This window comes from Billgrantia sp. Q4P2 (genome assembly GCF_052806135.1).
The window spans coordinates 114,271-133,852 of sequence record NZ_JBRBAI010000008.1 but is presented as its reverse complement, the minus strand read 5'-3'; the positions used below and the strand labels follow the sequence as shown (position 1 = coordinate 133,852).

At 65.1% G+C, this 19,582-nt stretch carries 22 protein-coding genes; 17 read left to right on the top strand and 5 right to left on the bottom strand.

All coding sequences use genetic code 11. From position 1 onward, the window contains the following. Window positions 1-50 precede the first annotated feature (50 nt). The 8 genes from ACUY1T_RS15210 (at window position 51) to ACUY1T_RS15175 (ending at window position 7,342) form a co-directional block, all read left to right on the top strand. Entirely contained in the window at window positions 51-2,384 is a 2,334-nt protein-coding gene (locus ACUY1T_RS15210; RefSeq protein WP_446024336.1) for a putative monovalent cation/H+ antiporter subunit A, read from the top strand. Continuing rightward, the gene (locus tag ACUY1T_RS15205) at window positions 2,377-2,808 is read left to right on the top strand and encodes a Na+/H+ antiporter subunit B (RefSeq protein ID WP_446024204.1); all 432 of its coding nucleotides are present in this window, start codon (window positions 2,377-2,379) and stop codon (window positions 2,806-2,808) included. The genes ACUY1T_RS15210 and ACUY1T_RS15205 overlap by 8 nt, the downstream gene beginning before the upstream one ends. Before the next feature lie 51 nt (window positions 2,809-2,859). Continuing rightward, window positions 2,860-3,207: a Na+/H+ antiporter subunit C gene (locus ACUY1T_RS15200; RefSeq protein ID WP_446024202.1), complete on the top strand. Its 348-nt coding sequence runs from the start codon at window positions 2,860-2,862 to the stop codon at window positions 3,205-3,207. Then, window positions 3,204-4,778 (top strand): Na+/H+ antiporter subunit D, encoded by a 1,575-nt coding sequence (locus ACUY1T_RS15195; protein ID WP_446024201.1) that lies wholly within the window; start codon window positions 3,204-3,206, stop codon window positions 4,776-4,778. The genes ACUY1T_RS15200 and ACUY1T_RS15195 overlap by 4 nt, the downstream gene beginning before the upstream one ends. Continuing rightward, the gene (locus tag ACUY1T_RS15190) at window positions 4,775-5,248 is read left to right on the top strand and encodes a Na+/H+ antiporter subunit E (RefSeq protein ID WP_446024199.1); all 474 of its coding nucleotides are present in this window, start codon (window positions 4,775-4,777) and stop codon (window positions 5,246-5,248) included. The genes ACUY1T_RS15195 and ACUY1T_RS15190 overlap by 4 nt, the downstream gene beginning before the upstream one ends. A gap of 22 nt (window positions 5,249-5,270) precedes the next feature. Then, on the top strand, window positions 5,271-5,540 hold the full coding sequence (locus tag ACUY1T_RS15185) for a monovalent cation/H+ antiporter complex subunit F (RefSeq protein ID WP_446024197.1): 270 nt from the start codon (window positions 5,271-5,273) through the stop codon (window positions 5,538-5,540). Further along, complete coding sequence (gene mnhG / locus ACUY1T_RS15180; protein WP_446024195.1) at window positions 5,533-5,937, top strand: monovalent cation/H(+) antiporter subunit G; 405 nt, start codon at window positions 5,533-5,535, stop codon at window positions 5,935-5,937. The genes ACUY1T_RS15185 and mnhG overlap by 8 nt, the downstream gene beginning before the upstream one ends. A gap of 121 nt (window positions 5,938-6,058) precedes the next feature. Continuing rightward, window positions 6,059-7,342 carry a lytic murein transglycosylase gene (locus ACUY1T_RS15175; RefSeq protein WP_446024194.1) on the top strand — a complete coding sequence of 428 codons (1,284 nt, stop codon included), beginning with the start codon at window positions 6,059-6,061 and terminating at the stop codon, window positions 7,340-7,342. 50 nt (window positions 7,343-7,392) lie between these two features. Here ACUY1T_RS15175 and ACUY1T_RS15170 read toward each other — a convergent pair whose 3' ends face one another. After that, window positions 7,393-7,986 carry a hypothetical protein gene (locus ACUY1T_RS15170; RefSeq protein WP_446024192.1) on the bottom strand — a complete coding sequence of 198 codons (594 nt, stop codon included), beginning with the start codon at window positions 7,984-7,986 and terminating at the stop codon, window positions 7,393-7,395. 126 nt (window positions 7,987-8,112) lie between these two features. On the opposite strand from ACUY1T_RS15170, the gene rloA3 reads away from it, so the two are divergent. Continuing rightward, window positions 8,113-8,721 (top strand): retropepsin-like aspartic peptidase RloA3, encoded by a 609-nt coding sequence (gene rloA3 / locus ACUY1T_RS15165; protein ID WP_446024191.1) that lies wholly within the window; start codon window positions 8,113-8,115, stop codon window positions 8,719-8,721. Between the two features lie 24 nt (window positions 8,722-8,745). Here rloA3 and ACUY1T_RS15160 read toward each other — a convergent pair whose 3' ends face one another. Continuing rightward, the gene (locus tag ACUY1T_RS15160; RefSeq protein WP_446024189.1) at window positions 8,746-9,459 is read right to left on the bottom strand and encodes a 16S rRNA (uracil(1498)-N(3))-methyltransferase; all 714 of its coding nucleotides are present in this window, start codon (window positions 9,457-9,459) and stop codon (window positions 8,746-8,748) included. Window positions 9,460-9,552: 93 nt separating this feature from the next. Between ACUY1T_RS15160 and phaR the strand changes: the two genes are divergently transcribed. The 7 genes from phaR to ACUY1T_RS15125 all read left to right on the top strand — a co-directional run bounded on the left by phaR (window position 9,553) and on the right by ACUY1T_RS15125 (window position 14,641). Next, window positions 9,553-10,053 carry a polyhydroxyalkanoate synthesis repressor PhaR gene (gene phaR, locus ACUY1T_RS15155; RefSeq protein ID WP_446024187.1) on the top strand — a complete coding sequence of 167 codons (501 nt, stop codon included), beginning with the start codon at window positions 9,553-9,555 and terminating at the stop codon, window positions 10,051-10,053. 111 nt (window positions 10,054-10,164) lie between these two features. Next, on the top strand, window positions 10,165-11,460 hold the full coding sequence (gene purD, locus ACUY1T_RS15150; protein ID WP_446024185.1) for a phosphoribosylamine--glycine ligase: 1,296 nt from the start codon (window positions 10,165-10,167) through the stop codon (window positions 11,458-11,460). Between the two features lie 49 nt (window positions 11,461-11,509). Further along, window positions 11,510-11,950, top strand: a complete 441-nt coding sequence (locus tag ACUY1T_RS15145; protein ID WP_446024183.1) for an acyl-CoA thioesterase — start codon at window positions 11,510-11,512, stop codon at window positions 11,948-11,950. Next, window positions 11,950-12,822, top strand: a complete 873-nt coding sequence (locus ACUY1T_RS15140; RefSeq protein ID WP_446024181.1) for a phosphoribulokinase — start codon at window positions 11,950-11,952, stop codon at window positions 12,820-12,822. Before ACUY1T_RS15145 ends, ACUY1T_RS15140 begins: the two co-directional genes overlap by 1 nt. Before the next feature lie 19 nt (window positions 12,823-12,841). Then, entirely contained in the window at window positions 12,842-13,186 is a 345-nt protein-coding gene (locus ACUY1T_RS15135) for a histidine triad nucleotide-binding protein (protein ID WP_446024180.1), read from the top strand. Window positions 13,187-13,380: 194 nt separating this feature from the next. Next, window positions 13,381-14,025 carry a 2-polyprenyl-3-methyl-6-methoxy-1,4-benzoquinone monooxygenase gene (coq7, locus tag ACUY1T_RS15130; RefSeq protein ID WP_446024178.1) on the top strand — a complete coding sequence of 215 codons (645 nt, stop codon included), beginning with the start codon at window positions 13,381-13,383 and terminating at the stop codon, window positions 14,023-14,025. A 10-nt stretch (window positions 14,026-14,035) separates the two neighbouring features. Then, window positions 14,036-14,641, top strand: a complete 606-nt coding sequence (locus ACUY1T_RS15125; RefSeq protein WP_446024177.1) for a DNA-3-methyladenine glycosylase family protein — start codon at window positions 14,036-14,038, stop codon at window positions 14,639-14,641. A gap of 155 nt (window positions 14,642-14,796) precedes the next feature. Here the strand turns inward: ACUY1T_RS15125 and ACUY1T_RS15120 are convergent, their stop codons facing one another. The 3 genes from ACUY1T_RS15120 to ACUY1T_RS15110 are packed head-to-tail and all read right to left on the bottom strand — an operon-like array spanning window position 14,797 to window position 16,985. After that, complete coding sequence (locus ACUY1T_RS15120) at window positions 14,797-15,216, bottom strand: OsmC family protein (protein ID WP_446024175.1); 420 nt, start codon at window positions 15,214-15,216, stop codon at window positions 14,797-14,799. A 60-nt stretch (window positions 15,217-15,276) separates the two neighbouring features. Beyond that, the gene (gene murU, locus ACUY1T_RS15115) at window positions 15,277-15,945 is read right to left on the bottom strand and encodes an N-acetylmuramate alpha-1-phosphate uridylyltransferase MurU (protein WP_446024174.1); all 669 of its coding nucleotides are present in this window, start codon (window positions 15,943-15,945) and stop codon (window positions 15,277-15,279) included. After that, the gene (locus ACUY1T_RS15110; RefSeq protein WP_446024172.1) at window positions 15,942-16,985 is read right to left on the bottom strand and encodes an aminoglycoside phosphotransferase family protein; all 1,044 of its coding nucleotides are present in this window, start codon (window positions 16,983-16,985) and stop codon (window positions 15,942-15,944) included. The genes murU and ACUY1T_RS15110 overlap by 4 nt, the downstream gene beginning before the upstream one ends. A gap of 138 nt (window positions 16,986-17,123) precedes the next feature. Here ACUY1T_RS15110 and ACUY1T_RS15105 point away from each other — a divergent pair, with 138 nt between their 5' ends. Continuing rightward, the gene (locus tag ACUY1T_RS15105) at window positions 17,124-19,571 is read left to right on the top strand and encodes an LPS-assembly protein LptD (protein WP_446024170.1); all 2,448 of its coding nucleotides are present in this window, start codon (window positions 17,124-17,126) and stop codon (window positions 19,569-19,571) included. Window positions 19,572-19,582: the final 11 nt, after the last annotated feature.

Here is a 19,582-nt window from a genome sequence, read left to right as displayed (position 1 = left end):
ACAGGGGCGCCCCTGCTTCGGTGTAAGGACTGACAGAAGGGAACTGCATGATGCAACTCGCCGTGCTATCAGGATTCGTGCTGGCCGCCTTTGCCCCCTTGCTGCATCACTGGTTCGGTGCGCGCACCAGCTTCGTGCTGGCCGCATTCCCGGCCTTGCTGGCGCTGTGGTTCCTGGGCCAGGTGCCGGCGGTGATGGAGGGCGAGGTGTTGCAGCTCCAGCTCGACTGGGTGCCGTCGCTGGGCATGAGCCTGACCTTCGTCATCGATGGCCTGGCATTGCTGTTCGCGCTGCTCATTACCGTCATCGGCACTTTCGTGCTGATTTATGCCGGAGGCTACCTGAAGGGCCACCGCGACCTGGTGCGCTTCCATGTCGTCATGCTCGCCTTCATGGTGTCGATGCTGGGGCTGGTGCTGGCGGACGGCTTGCTCACCCTGTTCGTGTTCTGGGAGCTGACCAGCATCACCTCCTACCTGCTGATCGGCTTCAGTCACGCCGACATCGAGGCGCGCAAGTCGGCGCGCCAGGGCCTGTTCGTCACCTTCGCTGGCGGGCTGGCGCTGATGGCGGGCCTGGTAATGCTCGGCAATGCCAGCGGCAGCTGGTCGCTGGCCGAGATCGGTGCCGGAAGCGTCGACCTGCGCGAGCACGACCTCTACCTGCCGCTGCTGCTGTGCCTGCTGCTGGCCGCCTTCACCAAGTCGGCCCAGTTCCCGTTCCACTTCTGGCTGCCCAATGCCATGGCCGCGCCCACGCCGGTGTCCGCCTACCTGCACTCGGCGACCATGGTCAAGGCCGGTATCTACCTGCTGGCGCGCCTGCAGCCGAGCCTCGGCGGTACCGAGGAATGGATCGGCATCCTCTCGGTGGTGGGGGCACTGACCATGTTCACCGGGGCTTTCCTGGCCATCCGCCATACCAACATCAAGAAGTTGCTGGCGTATTCCACGATCATGGCGCTCGGTACCCTGACCATGCTGCTCGGCATCGGCACCGAGGGAGCGCTGATCGCCTTCGTCACCTTCCTGTTGGCGCACTCCCTCTATAAGGGGGCGCTGTTCATGGTGGCCGGCATACTCGACCACGAAACCGGCACCAAGGACGTCACTGCCATGGGTGGCCTGCGCCCACTGATGCCGGTAACGGCGATCATCGCCGTGGTCGCGGCGCTGTCGCTGGCGGGTGCGCCACCGCTGTTCGGTTTCATCGCCAAGGAGCTGCTGTTCGAGACGGCGCTGGAAGCCGAGGCCTTCGGCTGGCTGATCCTGCTGCTCTCCTTCGTTTCGGCGTTCCTCACCATCGCCGTGGCGGCCATCGTCGCCCTGCGTCCGTTCTTCGGCGAGCGGCGCCCGACGCCGCGGGTGGCGCACGAGGCGCCGCTTTCGATGCTGCTGGGCCCCGCCTGCCTGGCGGTGCTCTCGCTGTTGCTCGGCGTGCTGCCGGTGCTGGCCGGGACGGGCGTGCTCACCGCGGCGGCCTCGGCGGTGATGGGCGAGCCGGTGACCGTCTCCCTGGCGCTGTGGCACGGTATCAACCTGCCGCTGATCATGTCGATCGTGACGCTGGTGCTGGGCTACCTGCTGTTCAAGCGTTGGGACCGCCTGCGCGCCCACCTGGCACGGCTCGACCCCGTCATGGCCCGTGGCCCCGAGGCCGGTTACGAGGCGCTCATGCACTGGATTACCGTGGTATCCGACTGGCAGACTCGCATCCTGCAGAACGGCTACATGCGCAACTACATCCTGGTGATGGTGCTGGTGTTGATCGCGCTGATCGGCAACTCCCTGCTGATTCGCCATTCGCTGGAGATAGGCTTCGAACTCGACGTGCGTTTCCACGAGGTGGTGGTAGTCACCCTGATGGTGCTGGGCGCACTGTTTGCTGCCATCGCTCGCTCGCGGCTCAGTGCCGTGGTATCGGTGGGTATCATGGGCTTCTCCATCGCGCTCACTTTCATCCTTTTCAGCGCTCCCGACCTCGGCATCACCCAGCTCCTGGTAGAGACGCTGACGGTGATCCTGCTGGTCCTGGTGCTGTTCCGCCTGCCGCGTTTCGCCAGCCTGTCGACGCCGCTCGAGCGGGTGCGCGACGTGCTGGTGGCGGGTAGCGTGGGGGGGCTGATCACGCTGCTGATCCTCACCGCCTGGGGGATCGACCAGTTCGTCCCGATTTCGGACTACATGATCGAGAACAGCGCACCACTGGCCCACGGCCGCAATATCGTCAACGTGATCCTGGTCGACTACCGGGCACTGGATACCCTGGGCGAGATATTCGTACTGGCGCTGGCAGCCATTGGGGTCATCGCCATGCTCAAGCTGAGGGCGCCGGTCAAGTCCGCCAAGCCGGCGGCGCAGGAGAAGGAGTCGAGCAATGGTTAAGTCGGGCACTCTGATACTGCACACGGCAGCACGCATTCTGATGCCGCTGCAGCTGCTGTTCTCCGTGTTCCTGCTGCTGCGCGGCCACGACGAGCCTGGCGGTGGCTTCATTGCCGGGCTGGTAGCGGCTGGGGCATTCACCCTTTACTTGTTCTCCTTTGGCGTCAGCGCCACGCGGGAAGTGTTGCGTATGGTCGACCCCCGCGACCTGATCGGCATTGGGCTGCTGCTGGGCATGGTCTCGGTGCTTCCCGCCTGGTTCGTCGACCAGCCGTTCCTGACGGCCCAGTGGTGGACGATACCCGGTGTCGATTTCAAGGCATCGACACCGCTGATATTCGACATCGGTGTCTATCTCGCAGTGCTGGGATCGGTGCTGGGCATGGTCATGACGTTGATGGAGGTGGACAAGGATGAGCCCTGAGCACTTGGGCGCCACGGGTGCCGTAGCGTTGAACCCACACGGAGGAACGACATGGAACCGGTGATGGCCGTGGCCATTGGCCTGCTCTTTGCGGCAGCGATCTTCCTCATGCTGCGCCGCTCGATCGTCAAGCTGGTGATCGGGCTGATGCTGCTGTCCAACGCAGCCAATCTGCTGATCTTCACCTCGGCGGGGATGACCCGTGGAGCGCCACCGCTGATCCCTAAAGGGCTCACGGCACCGCTGGGGCCGGTGGCCGATCCCTTGCCCCAGGCCGTGGTGCTGACCGCCATCGTGATCGCCTTCGGCGTGCTGGCCTTCGCCGTGGTGCTGATCCGCCGGGCCTACGAGATCGTCAAGGCCGATGACCTGGACAAGATGAAGGAAACCGATACGTGAGGCCCGAAGTCGCCCTTCCCGTTCTTCTTCCGCTACTGTCGGGTGCCATCTCGCTGCTGTTCTGGCGTTCGCGTCCCATGCAGCGCTTCACTGCCGTGGCCGGCAACCTGGCCCTGCTCGGCCTGGCGCTGTGGCTGCTGGTCACGGTAACAAGCGAAGGTTATGTAGTGATCCAGATGGGGGGCTGGCCGGCTCCCTATGGCATCACGCTGGTGGCGGACATGCTCAGTGCGGTGATGGTGGTGCTGACCGGCATCATCGGCCTGGCATTATCCATTTACTCGCTGGCCTCCACCGGGCCGGGGCATGAACGCTTCGGTTTCTATCCGCTCATGCACCTGCTGCTGGCCGGGGTAGCCGGCGCCTTCCTCACCGGCGACATCTTCAACCTCTACGTCTGGTTCGAGGTAATGCTGGTGGCCTCCTTCGCGCTGCTGATTCTCGGTGGCGAGAAGGCGCAGATGGAGGGGGCGATCAAGTACGTCACCCTCAACCTGCTGGCCTCGGTGATCTTTCTCACCGCGGTGGGTCTGCTGTATGGCACGGTCGGCACCCTCAACATGGCGGATGCCGCCCAGCGCCTGGCCGTGGCGGAACACCAGGGCATGGTCGAGGTGCTGGCGGTGATGTTCATGGTGGCATTCGGCATCAAGGCGGCGGCCTTTCCGCTGTTCTTCTGGCTGCCGGCCTCCTATCACACGCCGCCGGTAGCGGTGTCGGCGCTGTTCGCCGGCCTGCTGACCAAGGTGGGTGTGTATGCCCTGTACCGGGTCTTCACCCTGATGTTCGACCACACCATGGGCTACACCCAGGATCTGCTGCTGTGGGGGGCGGCGTTGACCATGGTCACGGGCGTGCTCGGCGCGGCGGCGCAGTTCGAATTCCGCCGTATCCTGTCGTTCCATATCGTCAGCCAGATCGGCTACATGATTCTCGGCCTGGCACTGTTCACGCCGTTGGCGATCGCCGGGGGCGTCTTTGCAGTCATGCACAACATCGTGGTCAAGACCAACCTGTTCCTGATCAGCGGCGTGACCCGGCGGCTGCAGGGTACCTACGAGCTGAAGAAGATGGGCGGGCTCTACCGCGAGCGGCCGTGGCTGGCGGTGGCCTTCTTCCTTTCGGCCTTCTCGCTGGCGGGAGTTCCGCCGCTGTCGGGCTTCTTTGCCAAGTTCGTCATCGTGCGCGCGGGCATCGAGGCGGAGGCCTACGTGGTCACCGCGGTCGCCCTGCTGGTGGGCCTGATGACCCTCTATTCCATGGTCAAGATCTGGAACGAGGTATTCTGGAAGACCCTGCCCGAAGACAACCTGGTGCCGGCCGAGGAGGTGGTGGCGGGTGACGATAGCCGCATGGTACCGGCCAGCCTGTGGCTGATGTATCTGCCGGTAGCCGTACTGGCGGTGTTCGCGCTGCTGATCGGGATCTTCGCCGAGCCGCTGATGGCAATGATGAACACGATCGGCGACCAGCTGATGCACCCGCAGGGCTATATCGAGGCGGTAATGGGTGGGGCGGTCGGCGTCGAGGAAGCGCTGATCGATACGACGGTTCAGGAGGAGCTGCCATGACCGGTGCGATCTGGAACCTGCTGCTGGCGCTGGCCTGGGTCATCCTGTCCGGCGATTTCTCGGGGCTCAACCTCGTGGTCGGGCTGGTATTCGGCTACATCACCCTGGTGCTGATCGAACCGCAGGTCGAGGCCCTGGCCGGCTACCCGGGGCGTGTGCCGCGGATATTGGCTTTTCTCGGGTTCTTCATCAAGGAACTGGTGCAGGCCAACCTGCGGGTCGGTTTCGATATCCTGACACCGCCCTGGCACATGAGGCCGGGGGTCATTGCCATGCCCCTGGCAGCCCGCACGGAGCTCGAGATCACCATGGTCGCCAACTTGATTTCGCTGACGCCGGGTACCCTGAGCCTCGACGTCTCCGATGATCGCAAGGTGCTCTATATCCATGCCATGTTCCTCGATGACGAGGAGGAACTGCGCCGCAACCTCAAGGAAATGGAATGTCGCGCTCTGGAACTGTTCCGTTGACATCGACGAAGAGGGAGCCGCAATGGATGTCGTGATCCTGATCAGCCAAGTATTGATGGGCCTGGGCCTGATCCTGGCCTTCGTTCGGGTCGTGAGGGGCCCCAGTCTTCCCGACCGGGTAGTGGCGTTGGAGCTGTTCGCCAGCATCGTAGTGGGGCTGGTGGGGGTGTATGCCATTCGTACCGATGTCTCCAGCTTCCTCGATGCCGCCATCGTAATCGCACTGATGGGCTTTCTGGCCGCCATCGGTTTTGCTCGTTTCCTGGAGCGTGGAGGGCCGCGCGATGATTGAAGCCATCAAAGGGTTCCTGATCCTCACCGGGGCCCTCTTCATGCTGCTGGCGGCGCTGGGAATCCTGCGCCTGCCCGACTTGCTCACTCGCATGCACGCCACCACCAAGGCCGCTGCCCTGGGGGTGATCCTGATCATGCTTGCGGTGGCGTTGCACTTCGGAGACGTGGCCGTGGTGGCGCGTGCCTTCGCCATCATCGTCTTCGTGCTGATGACCGCGCCGGTGGCGGCCCACGTGATCGGGCGGGCGGGCTACTTCGTCGGCTCCAAGCTGTGGAGCGGCACGGTAAAGGACGAGCTGCGGCCCAATTACGACCCACTTACCCATGAGCTCAAGAGCGGCCTGGAAACGGATGCCAACGCCGTGCATCAGCCTCGCGGGAACGATCCCAAGTGACGTCCGTGCCGGCCTCTGGCGGGCGGTTACACAAGTCGACGAATCCGCGGCCCGGAGGGCTGGCCTGACGGCCGCTTCTGGGCCATTATCGGTGGCCTTCGATGTAAAGGAATACCGTGCCATGACCCGTCCACTTTTTCCTGCTGCCTTCTTCCTTCTGCTGCTGGCCGGATGCCAGTCCGGCCCCGTACAGGATGTGGCGGCCGATGATCGCCAGCCGGATGCCGCCGCCTCGAACGAGACTGCCGCACCCGAGCCTGCCCCTGACGAGGCCGAGCGGGCCGCGCCTGCAGACTTCCAGGCCTGGCTAAGCGACTTTCGCCGTCAGGCCCGTGGCGAAGGGGTCAGTGAAGCGACCCTGGCGCGCGCGCTGGATGGCGTTCGCTATCGGGCACGTGTCATCGAGCTGGACCGTTCGCAGCCGGAGTTCGTACGTCCCATCTGGCAATATCTGGACAGCGCCGTTTCCCAGGCCCGTGTGAGCCAGGGGCAAGCCAAGCTCGCCGAGCATCGGGACACGGCCCGGCGCATGGAGCAGCGCTATGGGGTGCCGGCCGAGGTCATCGTGGCGATCTGGGGCATCGAGAGCAATTACGGCGGTAATTTCGGTGACTTCTCCACGCTCGAGGCGCTGGCGACCCTGGCCTTCGACGGGCGGCGGCGCGACTTCGCCCGCGGCGAATTGCTGGCCGCACTGCGTATCATCGAGGCAGGTGACATTGCGCCGGATCGCATGATCGGCTCTTGGGCGGGTGCCATGGGACATACGCAGTTCATTCCCTCCAGCTTCGAATCCTATGCCGTGGATGGCGACGGCGACGGGCGCCGTGACATCTGGGGCAGCATTCCGGACGTGATGGCATCTACCGCCAACTACCTGGCGCGTGCCGGCTGGCAGCCCGGCCAGCCTTGGGCGGTGGAGGTGCGTCTGCCGCAGGGCTTCGACTATGCCCAGACCGAGCTGACCACGCGCCGTTCGAGCCGCGAGTGGGCGCAGCAGGGCGTGAGTCGCATCGGTGGGGGGAGTCTACCTGGCTTCGAACAGGCGTCGGTGATTGCGCCGGCCGGCGCCCAGGGGCCGGCCTTCCTGGTGGGGCCCAATTATCGCGCCATCCTGCGCTACAACAACGCCACCAGCTACGCCTTGGCGGTGGGGACCTTGGCCGACAGGATCGCCGGACGCGAGGGCATCCGGGCCGAATGGCCGCGCGATGCGCAGCCGCTGTCGCGCAGCCAGGTACGCGAGATGCAGCAGGCGCTCAACGCGCGCGGCTTCGATGTCGGCACTCCGGATGGCGTCATGGGACCGAACACACGGCAGGGGCTGCGCGAATTCCAGCGCAGCATCGGCGTCACGCCGGATGGCTTTGCCACCGTGGGCCTGCTGCAGCAGCTACAGCGTTGAGGACTCCAGGCCCGCATGGGCCTGGATAGCCTCTGCCGGTCGAGGTGGGCTCAGTCGTCGTTGGTCCAGTTGTCGAGGGTCTCGCTGATTCGCCTTCCGGCTTTCTCGGCACCCTCCTGGGTACGCTCCCATGCGCTTTCGGCGCCTTCGCCGATGCGGTCCAGCCCCTGCTGGGTATGGTGCCAAGCGCTCTCGGCGCCCTCTCCGGCGCTATGCCAGGCCTCGCGGGTACGTTGCCGTGCGCTGTCCCACCACTCCTGGTCGTAGCGAGGCATGGCCTCGAGGGCTTCCTGGTCGGCGTCGACGATGATGTCGTGGCTGGTTTCGCCATCTTGCTCGTGGTTGACCAGGCGGAAGTGAGCGTTGGTGATCACCAGATAGTCGCCGTTCTGCCCCACGGCGTCATCAGAGCGAACCACGATGGCATGCACTTTCTTGTCGTCCCCCATCAACATGTCGACGACTTCGCTGGGGTCGCTGTGCGGGGCGGTCTCGAAGTGCACGTCGGCATCGAAGATGGCACGGGCGGAGTAGAGGCCCTGGGGGTCGAACTGAGCCTGTACGCCGATGGCGAGACCGGCAATGAACAGGCCAGCCGAGGCGGCAATGGTCGTCCTTGTGATCCGTGTGCGTGGCTGTGTCATCGTTTTGCCCTCCTTATCCTTGGTGACACGAATAGTGTAGTAAACGTAACGCCTGTGTCAGGTAGCCGGAACCGCAGCGCCGGGCCGGGGTCCACTGAGCTTTGACGACGAAAGGAGGTTTCGTTCATGCCCATGCGGGAATTGAGTCTTCATCGCCAAGCCTATCGTTGCTGCCTGTATCGGTCGCTGCTGGCAGCGGGGCTGCTGTTGGCCGGCTTGGCGCCGGCCCTTGCCGATGAGGAGAAACCGGTATTCGGCTGGATCGAGAAAAGCACCCTCGAACCCTGGGGAGTCGAGGTGAAGGCCAAGCTGGACAGCGGCGCGCTCACCTCGTCCCTGGATGCCCGAGACATCGAGACCTTCGACAAGGAGGGCGAGGAGTGGGTACGTTTTCGCCTCGAGCTAACCGATGAAGCCAGCGGCGAGGCGTTCGAGGAGCAGCTGGAGTTACCCCTGTACCGCGATATTCGCGTACGCGGCGCCGGCGGCCGCGACGAGCGTCCGGTGGTACTGATGAAGGTCTGCATGGGCGATACGATCTACGAGGAGCAGTTCAGCCTGCGCGACCGTGGAGAGATGCACTATCCGCTGCTGCTCGGCCGGCGCAGCATTGGTCATCTGGGCCTGCTCGACGTGACCCGTACCTTCCTCAACAAGCCCGATTGCAAGGACGACGCCGAGGTCATGCGTTACAACGGCGAGGAAGAGGGTGATATCGAGGACGACGAAGAGTGATTCCCGCTACCTGGTTTGGGTACTTCAGAACAGCCGGGCGAGCAGGGCGACCACTGCCGTTTCCACCCGCAGGATACGCGGGCCCAAATGAATACCCTCGCAGCCGGCCTCGAGCAGCCGCTCCACTTCATGGGGGATGAAACCGCCTTCCGGACCGATGAATAGTGCGGTGGGCTCACTGAGGCCAGTCGGACAGGCCTGAGCCATGCCGGGGTGGGCGACGAGCCCACGCCGGCCTTCGAGCAGACTCGGCAGGCGTTCCTCGGCGAAGGGGCGAAAGCCCTTGGCCAGATTTACCTCGGGTAGCAGCGTGTCACGTGCCTGTTCGAGCCCCAGCACCAGGTGTTCGTGAATTTTCGCCGGGTCGAGCTCCGGCGATTGCCAATAGCTCTTCTCCACCCGGCGAGTGTGCAGCAGCGTGATGTGCTTCACGCCCAAGGCGGTGACATGCTCGAGGCTCCTGGCCAGCATGCGCGGGCGCGGCAGGGCGAGCACCAGGTGTACCGGCAGCGCTGGCGGCGGTGGCGTGTCGAGTCCGTCGAGCGTGAAGCGAGCCTCGTCGTCGCTAAGCAGCGTGAGTTCGCCGCGACCAATGCCGCCACCCGCCACACCCAGGGTCAGGCTGTCGCCGACCTGGGCGCGATGAACCTCCCTCAGATGGCGCAGGCGGCGTGGGTCGCGCAGGCACGCCAGGCGGTCGTGTTGGATCTCATCGGGGCTTAGCAGGATCAGGTTCATCGGGCCTCGTTGGTCGCTTCGATTTGCAAGGGCGGTGGCGCGGTGCACAATAGCATCCAAGGGCAGTCTGCCTTTCCAACAAGGAGTGCCACCGTGCGCGTGATTCGCAAGTATGCCAACCGTAGGCTCTATGATACCCAACAGAGCCGCTATGTGACGCTCGAGGATCTGCGCCGCTTGATTCTCGACGAGGAGCCGTTCCGGGTCGAGGATGCCAAGAGCGGGGAAGACCTGACCCGTACCATCCTGCTGTCGATCATCATCGAGCAGGAGCAGGCCGATGGCGAGGCCGAGGTGTTCTCCAACGATCTGTTGGCACAGTTCATCCGCGTCTATGACATGGCCCAGCCGCTGCCGCTGGCACGCTATCTCGAACAGGGCACGCAGTTGATGCTCGAACAGCAGAAGCGCATGCAGGATCAGTGGCAGCAGGCCATGCGCCACTCGCCCATGGAACTGATGCGCGAAATGGCCGAGGAGAACATGCGTTTCTGGCAGCAGGCGATCGGCCAGGGCCAGCCTGGCAAGCCGGAATCGAAGGAAAAGAAAGCGTCGCAGGAAAAGAAAGGCAAAGACGACGGCAAGACGTCATAGCGGGGCGGCGTACCGGGCGGCTTTCTGCCATAATGCCGCGACGTTTCCCAGCCGAACACCAGGCCCATCGTCAATCGGGCCTGCGCAGCAAGAGACAGGAAAAGAAAGCGGATGAAGGTTCTGATCATCGGCGGCGGTGGCCGCGAACATGCCCTGGCCTGGAAGGTTGGCCAGTCGCCCCGCGTCGAACGGGTTTTCGTGGCGCCCGGCAATGCCGGTACGGCACACGAGCCGGGCCTGACCAACGTCGCCATCGGGGCGAGCGAGCTGGAGCGCCTGGTGGATTTTGCCCGCGACGAAGGCATTGGGCTAACCATCGTCGGCCCTGAGGCGCCGCTGGTCGAAGGCGTGGTCGATCGCTTCCGCGAGGCTGGGCTAGCCATCTTCGGCCCCACCCAGGGTGCTGCCCAGCTCGAGGGCTCGAAGTCCTTCACCAAGGACTTCCTCGCCCGCCACGCCATCCCCACGGCCGCCTACTGCACCTTCACCGAGGTCGAGCCGGCGCTGGCCTATCTGGCCGAGCAGGGCGCACCGATCGTGATCAAGGCCGACGGCCTGGCCGCAGGCAAGGGTGTGATCGTGGCCATGACTCTGGCCGAGGCCGAGGCGGCGGTGCGCGACATGCTCGAGGCCAACGCCTTCGGCGACGCCGGGGCCCGCGTGGTGATCGAGGAGTTTCTCGAGGGCGAGGAGGCGAGTTTCATCGTCATGGTCGACGGCACGACAGTGCTGCCGATGGCCACCAGCCAGGATCACAAGCGTGCACTCGACGGCGATGCCGGCCCCAATACTGGCGGCATGGGCGCCTACTCACCGGCCCCGGTGGTGACCGAAAGCGTGCACGAGCGCATCATGGAGCGCGTCATCATGCCCACGGTGCACGGCATGGCGGCCGAGGGGCATCCCTATACCGGCTTCCTCTACGCCGGCCTGATGATCGACGCCGAGGGCAATCCCAAGGTCATCGAGTACAACTGCCGCTTCGGCGACCCCGAAACCCAGCCGATCATGCTGCGCCTCCAGTCGGACCTGGCCGAACTGTGCCTGGCCGGCGCACGCGGCGAACTGGCCGGCCATACTTGCGAGTGGGATCCGCGTGCCGCCGTGGGCGTGGTACTGGCGGCGGGAGGCTATCCAGGCAGTTACCGCAAGGGTGATGCAATCGAGGGCCTCGAGGCCGCCGTTGCCACCGGCTGCAAGGTGTTCCATGCCGGCACCGCCGAGGACGACCAGGGCCGTGTGGTAACCAGCGGTGGTCGGGTGCTGTGCGTCACCGCGCTGGGTCATGGGGTATCCCAGGCTCGCGACCTGGCCTACCAGGGTGTGGCGGCCATTCGCTGGGACGATGTGCAGTCCCGCAGCGACATTGCCTATCGCGCCATCGCCCGCGAGCGACAGGCCGGTTGAGTCACGGCAACCTGCCGCATCGATCAGATAACAAGATTCAGGGAGTGGCATGGAGCGCATCAAGCTGGAGTTTCCCGAGTCCGCCATCGTGCACCGGCAGCCGCTGTCGGTGCGCATCACCGACATGAACTACGGTCGCCACCTGGGCCACGACACCCTGGTGTCGCTGCTCCACGAGGCGCGTATCCAGGCGTTCGGTGCGCTCGGGCTGTCCGAGTGGGACATGGGCGGGTTTCCCAGTGTGGTAGCCGACCTTGCCGTGCAGTACCAATCCGAGGCACGCTGGCCGGATGCGCTGGTGGTGGAAACCGCGATTCCGGCGCCGGTTGGCAAGGCGATCGTCGTCTATCACCGGGTATGTCATGCCGAAGGCGGTCGTCCTGTGGCCACCGCGCGCCTCAACGTGGTGCTGGTCGATCCCGCCAATGGGCGCAGCGTCACCATCCCTGATGCCGTTAGCCAGGCCATCGTCGGAGCGGAGAGCGCCTGATGTCGCGCGAATATCCGATCATCGCCGTGACCGGCTCGTCAGGCGCCGGTACCACCACGGTGAAACGTACCTTCGAGCGCATGTTCTCGCGCGAGGACGTGCACGCGGCCTTCGTCGACGGCGATGCCTTCCATCGCTATACCCGTGAAGAGCTGGCCCGCATCTTCCGGGAAGAGCCCGAGCGCAAGGACCAGCTCTCCCACTTCGCCGTCGAGGCCAACCTGCTGGACCGCCTCGACGCGCTGTTTCACGAGTACGGCGAGCACGGTACCGGCACCTACCGGCACTACATCCACGCCGAAGACAAGCAGATGATCGAGGCCGGCCACCAGGTCGGCACCTTCACCGAATGGCAGCCGCTGCCCTGCGGCACCGATCTGCTGTTCTACGAAGGCCTGCACGGCGGGCTGGTGACGGCGGAGCACGACATTGCCCGCCACGTGGACCTGCTGGTGGGCGTGGCGCCGACCATGAACCTCGAGTGGATCCAGAAGATCGACCGCGACATCAAGATGCGCGGCTATTCGCAGGAAGCGGTGATCGACACCATCCTGGGTCGCATGGACGACTACGTGCGCTACATCCAGCCGCAGTTCTCGCGTACCCACATCAATTTCCAGCGCGTACCGACGGTGGACACCTCCAACCCCTTCGAGGTGCAGGACATTCCCAACGACGCCGAGTCGTTCGTGGTGATCCGCTTCCGCGACCCCTCGACGGTGGACTTTCCCTGGCTGCTGGCCATGATTCAGGATTCCTTCATGAGCCGGCCGCACACTCTGGTGGTGCCGGGTGCGCGCATGTCGCTGGCCATCGAACTGATCCTGGCGCCGCTGGTGCGCCACCTGCTGGCTCAGCGGCGCTTCCGGTAACCGATAGGAGCTCGAGCCGATGCAAGACTGCCTGTTCTGCAAGATCGTCAAGCGCGAGATCCCGGCCGACATCGTCTACGAGGACGAGCAGGTCCTGGCCTTCAACGACATCAACCCCCAGGCCCCGACCCACATCCTGATCATTCCCAAACAGCATATTGCCACGCTCAACGACATCGCCGAGGGCGACTTGGCGCTGGTCGGTCGCTTGCCCCACGTTGCGGCTCGGCTAGCCGAGGAGCGCGGCTTCGCCGACGCCGGCTACCGCGTGGTAATGAACTGCAATGACCAGGGCGGTCAGACGGTCTATCATATTCATATGCACCTGATGGGCGGTCGCCGCTTTACTTGGCCGGCTGGCTAGCCGGCGCCTGGCGGAGCAGTCCGCGCGCGTCGAGGCGTGCGACGCATCAGGTGCACCTTATTCATGGCGCCACCCCTGCGGGTGGCGCTGCCATGCTTGCCGGCAGCCTTTCGTTGATGCATGTCAAAGACGAGCTTGTCGTGCCGCTCTTGGCTGAGGCTGCATACAGAAAGGCTTCGTAAAGGAAGAGCGAGATGAACCGCAACTACTCCCATGCCGATAACCTGATCCATCAGTTCGATACCGTGCTGCGTACCCTGGTGCCCCGAGCGGCCGTCGCTTCGCGCCCGACACCGGCCACGGCGGAGATTCAGGACGACGACATGACCGCCGACGAGCGGCGCCATGCCGCGGGGCTGATGCGGGTCAACCATACCGGCGAGGTGTGTGCCCAGGCGCTCTATCAGGGGCAGGGGTGCACCGCCAAGCTGCCGGAAGTGCGTAGCCAGATGGAGCACTCCGCACAGGAGGAGATCGATCACCTGGCCTGGTGTGACGACCGCCTGCAGGAGCTCGACAGCCACACCAGTGTGCTCAACCCGCTGTTCTATGCAGCTTCCTTCGGCCTGGGGGCGGTGGCCGGGGCCATTGGCGATCGGATCAGCCTGGGCTTCGTCGCTGCCACCGAGGAGCAGGTGGGCAAGCATTTGGAGGAGCACATGGTCAAGCTGCCCGCGGGCGACCGGCGCTCCCGCGCCGTGCTGCACCAGATGGCCATCGACGAGGCGCACCATGCCCAACTGGCGCTGGAGGCCGGCGGTGCGCGTTTCCCGGCACCGGTCAAGTTCGGCATGAGTCTGATGTCCAAGGTAATGACCAAGAGCGTCTATCGACTCTGAGTACGACACTATGGCAGACGAGATCCACCGGCGCTGCGTCGAAGTCGCCTACGAGCTGAGCCCGCTGCTCGCCGAGGCCATCGAGCACGGCGGGCCGGTGGCGCTGAGCGCCGATGATGGCCAGCCGTTGGCCGAGCGCCTGTGCCGCTCGATAGCAGGGCAGCAGCTGTCGGTGAAGGCGGTGCGCTCGATCTGGGCGCGGGTCGTCGAGGCCGCCGGCGATGCCCCGCTGATGGAGTTCTTCAACGAGCCGAACCAGGATGCGCTGCGTGGCTGTGGCCTCTCCCGTGCCAAGGCGAGGGCACTGTGCCTGATCGCCGCAGAGGCCCGCGCCGGCCGGCTAGAGGCCGACGAGCTGCGAATGCTCGACCATGCCGAGCGTTCGCGGCACCTGACCGCGCTATGGGGCGTGGGGCAGTGGACGGCGGACATGATCTCGATCTTCTATTTCGGCGAGCCCGACGTCTGGCCGGAGGGCGACGTGGCTGCGCGCAAGACCCTCGAGCGCCTCACCAGCCCGCGGCGCAAGACACAGCGTACCGCAACGCGTTTCGCTCCCTATCGCTCCTACCTCGCCCTTTACTTGTGGCGGCATGTCGATGCGCCGCCTGTCTAGGCTTGGCCCGAAAGTGCCTGCGCTCGTCGACTTTTAGAAATAGCCGGGAGATCGCCCGTCCGATGCTTCCAGTCCGTTCGGAACCAGGAAGGCCCGCCTGAGCGGGCCTTCAGCAACATGTTCTTCACAAGAAGCGTTATTCAGCATAAGAGCCATCAGTCGTCGACGATGCTGTAGGAGTGGGTGACCTCGACGCCGCCCTTGGCCAGCATGATCGAGGCGCTGCAGTACTTCTCGGCGGAGAGTTCGACGGCACGCTTGACCTGGCTCTCCTTGAGGTTATGCCCGCTGACGGTGAAGTGCACATGGATCCGGGTGAACACTGACGGCACCTCGTCGGCGCGTTCGGCCTCGATGCTGGCCACGCAGTCGGTCACGCCGGCACGCGACTTCTCGAGAATCTCCAGTACGTCGAAGGAGGTGCAGGCGCCCATGCCCATCAGCAGCATCTCCATCGGGCGTGGCCCGGTATTGCGCCCGCCATGATCGGGCGGGCCGTCGATCACCACGCTATGGCCGCTACCCGATTCGGCGACGAACTGGCGACCATCGGTCCACTTGACGCTGGCTTTCATGAGCAGGGTTTCCTTATCGAAGCGTTCATGCGGACAGCTTACCACTGTGCGGCGCGTGACTCAGCCTTGGCGCAATTCCCGCTCCAACTCGGCCAGGCGCTCGGGCGTGCCCACGTCGACCCAGCGGCCGCGGTGATGGGTACCGCCGACGCGTCCGGCGTTCATCGCCTCGCGCAGCAGCGGCGCCAGGGGAAACTCGCCCGGCGTCTGGTCGGCGACCAGGGCTGGGTCGATCAGACTGAGGCCGGCAAAGGTCAGGCGCGGCTCACCCCGGGCGTGTACCCGGCCGGCGGCGTCGAGGCGGAAGTCTCCCGTGGGATGATGCGCGGGATTGTCGACCAATAGCAGATGGGCCAGGTCATCATTGCCGAGCGATGGCAGAGTGGCCGGATCGAAATCGCTCCAGACGTCGCCGTTGACCAGCAGGAAGGGCGCCTCGCCCAGCAGCGGCAGTGCCTGGCGAATGCCGCCGCCGGTCTCCAGCGGGTGTGTCTCCCGGCTCCAGGCGATACTGACGCCATGCTCGCTCCCATCGCCCAGTGCCGTCACGATCTGCTCGGCGCGGTAGCTGACGTTGATCACCACGTCGTGAATCCCGGCCTCCGCCAGCCGTTCCAGGTGGTGCACGATCAATGGCTTGCCCGCCACTGGCAGCAGCGGCTTGGGGCAGTGGTCGGTCAATGGCCGCATGCGCTTGCCGAGGCCGGCGGCGAGGATCATGGCCTTCATGGTGCCTCCCGTAGGCCCCTTTCGACCAGGCGTCTCTCGAGCGCGGGGCGGAAGCTCTCCTCCAGCCAGCGCTGGAAGGCCGCATGTTCGGGCAGTGCCGCGAGGCTTTCCTCGAGATGGACGAGGAAGTGCGGCAGGCGTTCGAGATAGCCGTCGCGGCCGTCGCGCAAGGTCAGGCGACAGAAGATGCCGAGCACCTTGAGCGCGCGCTGGGCGGCCATGGCCTGGACCTGATGGTGGAAGGTCTCGCTGCCGGTGGTTACGGGGAGGCGACCGTCGCGGATCGCCTGTAGCCGGAAGCCCTCGACCCAACCGGCGAAGCGTTCGGCAGGGAAGCGGCAGTAGCGACCGCGCAGCAGAGAGATCAGGTCGTAGCTGATGGGGCCGGCCACGGCGTCCTGGAAATCGATCAGGTAGAGCCGTTCGTCATGTACCATCAGGTTCATGGCGTCAAAGTCGCGGTGCACCGCGACCACCGGCTGGGCCAGCGCGGACTCGACCAGCGCCTCGCGCAGCTCGCTCCAGCCAGGTGGCAGGGCGGTCTCGCCGAGCCACTTGTCCAGGCACCACTCGGGGAAGAGGTCCAGCTCGCGGCCGAGCAGGGCGCTGTCGTAGGCCGGCAGGAGATCCGGCGCGGCGCGGTTCTGCAGCTCGTGAATCAGCGCCATGGCGCGCTCGTGCCAGGCCAGGATGTCGGCATGGTCGTCGGCGGCGAAGCGGTGCTGCAGCGGTGTGTCGCCGAGGTCGTCGAGTTCGAGGAAACCCGCGGCGAGATCCACCGCGTGCAGGGCCGGCACCGGCAGGCCGCCGGCTCGCCAGCGCCGGGCGATTTCGACGAACGGCCGGCTGTCCTCCTGGGCGGGCGGAGCGTCCATCAGCATGCGCGAGCGGCCGTCGGGCAAGTACAGGCGAAAGTAGCGGCGGAAGCTGGCATCGCCCGCGGCCAGGCGCAGGTCGAGCGCTGCTGCAGGCAGGCCATGCTGCATCGCCGCCCAGTTGAGCAGGGCGTCGAATCGCGGCGTGGTATCGGCCGAGGTCATGCTGGCTCCTTGGTTGTACCGGACGCTGCCGGTTGACGCTCGTGGGGCGCCGCCGCATGCTGAGCGGTCAGTCGCATACGACAGGCTGGGTGCGGTCTGTATAATACCGATTCTCTTCGCCAAGGACATCGAGGGACCATGGGCAAGCGACATGCAGGAGCGGCGTTGGCCGGCCTCATCACATCCGGTCTGACGTTTGGTGCGCCACAGACGCTGGCGCTCGAGCCGTTGCCGGCATGGCAGCTCGACTGGCACCCCTGGAGTGACGATCGTCCCGCCGAAGCGTTGTGCCGTGGCGTCTACGTGATGCCCGCCTATCGGCTGCCTGCCACCGCAGAGCCCGATCAGGTCCGCACCGAATCCGACAGCGCCTATTACGGTGACGATGGCGAGACCATTCTCGGCGGCGAGGTGATCCTGCGGCGCGGCGACAGCCAGCTCGAATCTCCGCGAGTGAGCGTGCCGCCCGATCGTGAGCGAGCCTATGCCGAGGGGCCGCTCGCCCTGCGCGATCTCAACCTGCTGGTACGCGGCGAGGCCGGCGAGGTCTCGCTGACCAGCGATGCCGCCAGTATCGATTCGGCTCACTTCGTGGTGCACGACCAGCACCTGCGTGGCGACGCGATGCAGTTGGCAAGGCTCGAGGACGGCCGCTTCCGGCTCACCTCGGCGAGCTTCACCACCTGCGACCCGGGCAGCAACCTGTGGCAACTGGTCACCGGCGACCTGGTGCTGGACCGCGTAAGCGGCTTTGGTACCGCGCGTCACGCACGCCTGGAGGTGGGCAATGTCCCGGTGTTCTACTGGCCCTGGGTGCGTTTCCCCATCGACGAGCGCCGTCATACCGGCTTCCTGTGGCCCGAACTGGGGCTATCTGGCGGCGCGGTGGACTATGCCCAGCCGTTCTACTGGAACATTGCGCCCAACCACGATGCCACCATCACGCCACGCTGGATCAGCGAGCGCGGCCTGCTGCTCGGCGGCGAATATCGCTACCTGTTTCCCAGCGATGCCGGCCAGATCGAAGGGGCCTACCTCTCGAGCGACGGGGGCGGCTCCAGCGACAATCCCGACGATCCGTCGCGACGCTACGAGGGTGAGGATCGCTGGTACGTCGACTACCGCCACAGCGGACGCTTCGATTCACGCACCAGCTATAACCTGCGTTACGGCGCGGCCAGCGACGGGCGCTACTTCGACGACTACGGTAGCGTCTTCGGCGACGACCCCAGCAACATGCCGCGCCTGGCCCAGGTCAACTACCGCGGCGATGTGTGGAATCTCGATGCGCGTGCCCAGGGCTACCAAAAGCTGGACGATCCGCTGCGCGACCGGAAGAAGCCCTTCTATCGGCTGCCGAGCCTGACCGCCGATGGGCGCTGGTCCCAGCCCGGTGGGCTCTATCAGCAGTGGCGCTCCAACGTCACCTACTTCTGGCGTGACGTGAATGAAGTGGCGCTGGCCCGGGACCGCGAGGCAGCGGTGGGCACTCGCCTGCATCTGGCGCCGGCTACCGGCTGGCGGTTCGACGAGACCTGGGGCCACCTCGAGCCGCGCCTGGAGTGGCTCTATACCGCCTACGACCTCGACTACGGTGAGCGAGTAACGGAGCGCGATACCTCGCTGCAGCGCGACGTTCCGGTGGCGTCCATCGATGGTGGCCTGGTGTTCGAGCGTGAGCTGGAACTCGCTGGCCGTGCCTATCGTCAGACGCTCGAGCCACGGCTCAATTATGCTTTTGTACCGGCCCGCGACCAGCGTGAATTCCCGGACTTCGATACCAATGAGCGTGCCTTCTCGTGGAATCAGCTGTGGTCGCCGTATCGCTTCTCCGGTGCCGATCGAGTGGGTGACCTCAATCGTGTGTCGCTGGGCATCGACTCGCGATTGCTAGAGGATGCGCGCGGCCGCGAGCGGCTTGCCCTCGGCGTGGGGCAGGCATACTACCTCGACGACCGCTACATCGATATGGACGGTAATGCTGACACTCTGCCTCTCGCCCCAGAGCAGGGTGGCAGCTTCGAGCCCTGGTACAACGCTACGCGAGACCGCTCATCCGTGGTGACCCGGCTCGATTGGCAGATCAGCGATGGCTGGCACAGCCGCTGGCAGTGGATCTACGACGACAAGCAACAGCGAACCGAGCAAACCTCGCTGGACCTGAGCTATCGCAGTCCCGTCGGTCACGTATTGAACCTCGGCTACCGCTGGGAACTCCAAGGATTCGATCCGTCGGTGGAACCGGGGGACGACGAGTTCCGCGACTATGACCGTGAGGAGTACGATCTGTCATTCGCCTGGCGGCTCTCGCCGCGGGTGGATCTGATCGGTCGAGCGCTCTACGACTACACCAATGAACGTATGCTCGATCAGATGGCGGGTGTGCAGTGGAACGACTGCTGTTATGGTCTGCAGCTCGTATGGCGCGAGTGGGTCGACGATAACGATACCGCCAGGGTAGAGGACGATAGCAACGAGCGCGGAATATTCCTGCGCTTCGTCTTCAAGGGATTGGGTGGCGTCGGCGGCGATGCCGGCGATTACTTCGAACGGGCCATACCGGGCTACCGCTCTACGGCTTTCTGATCGGTGCGGGA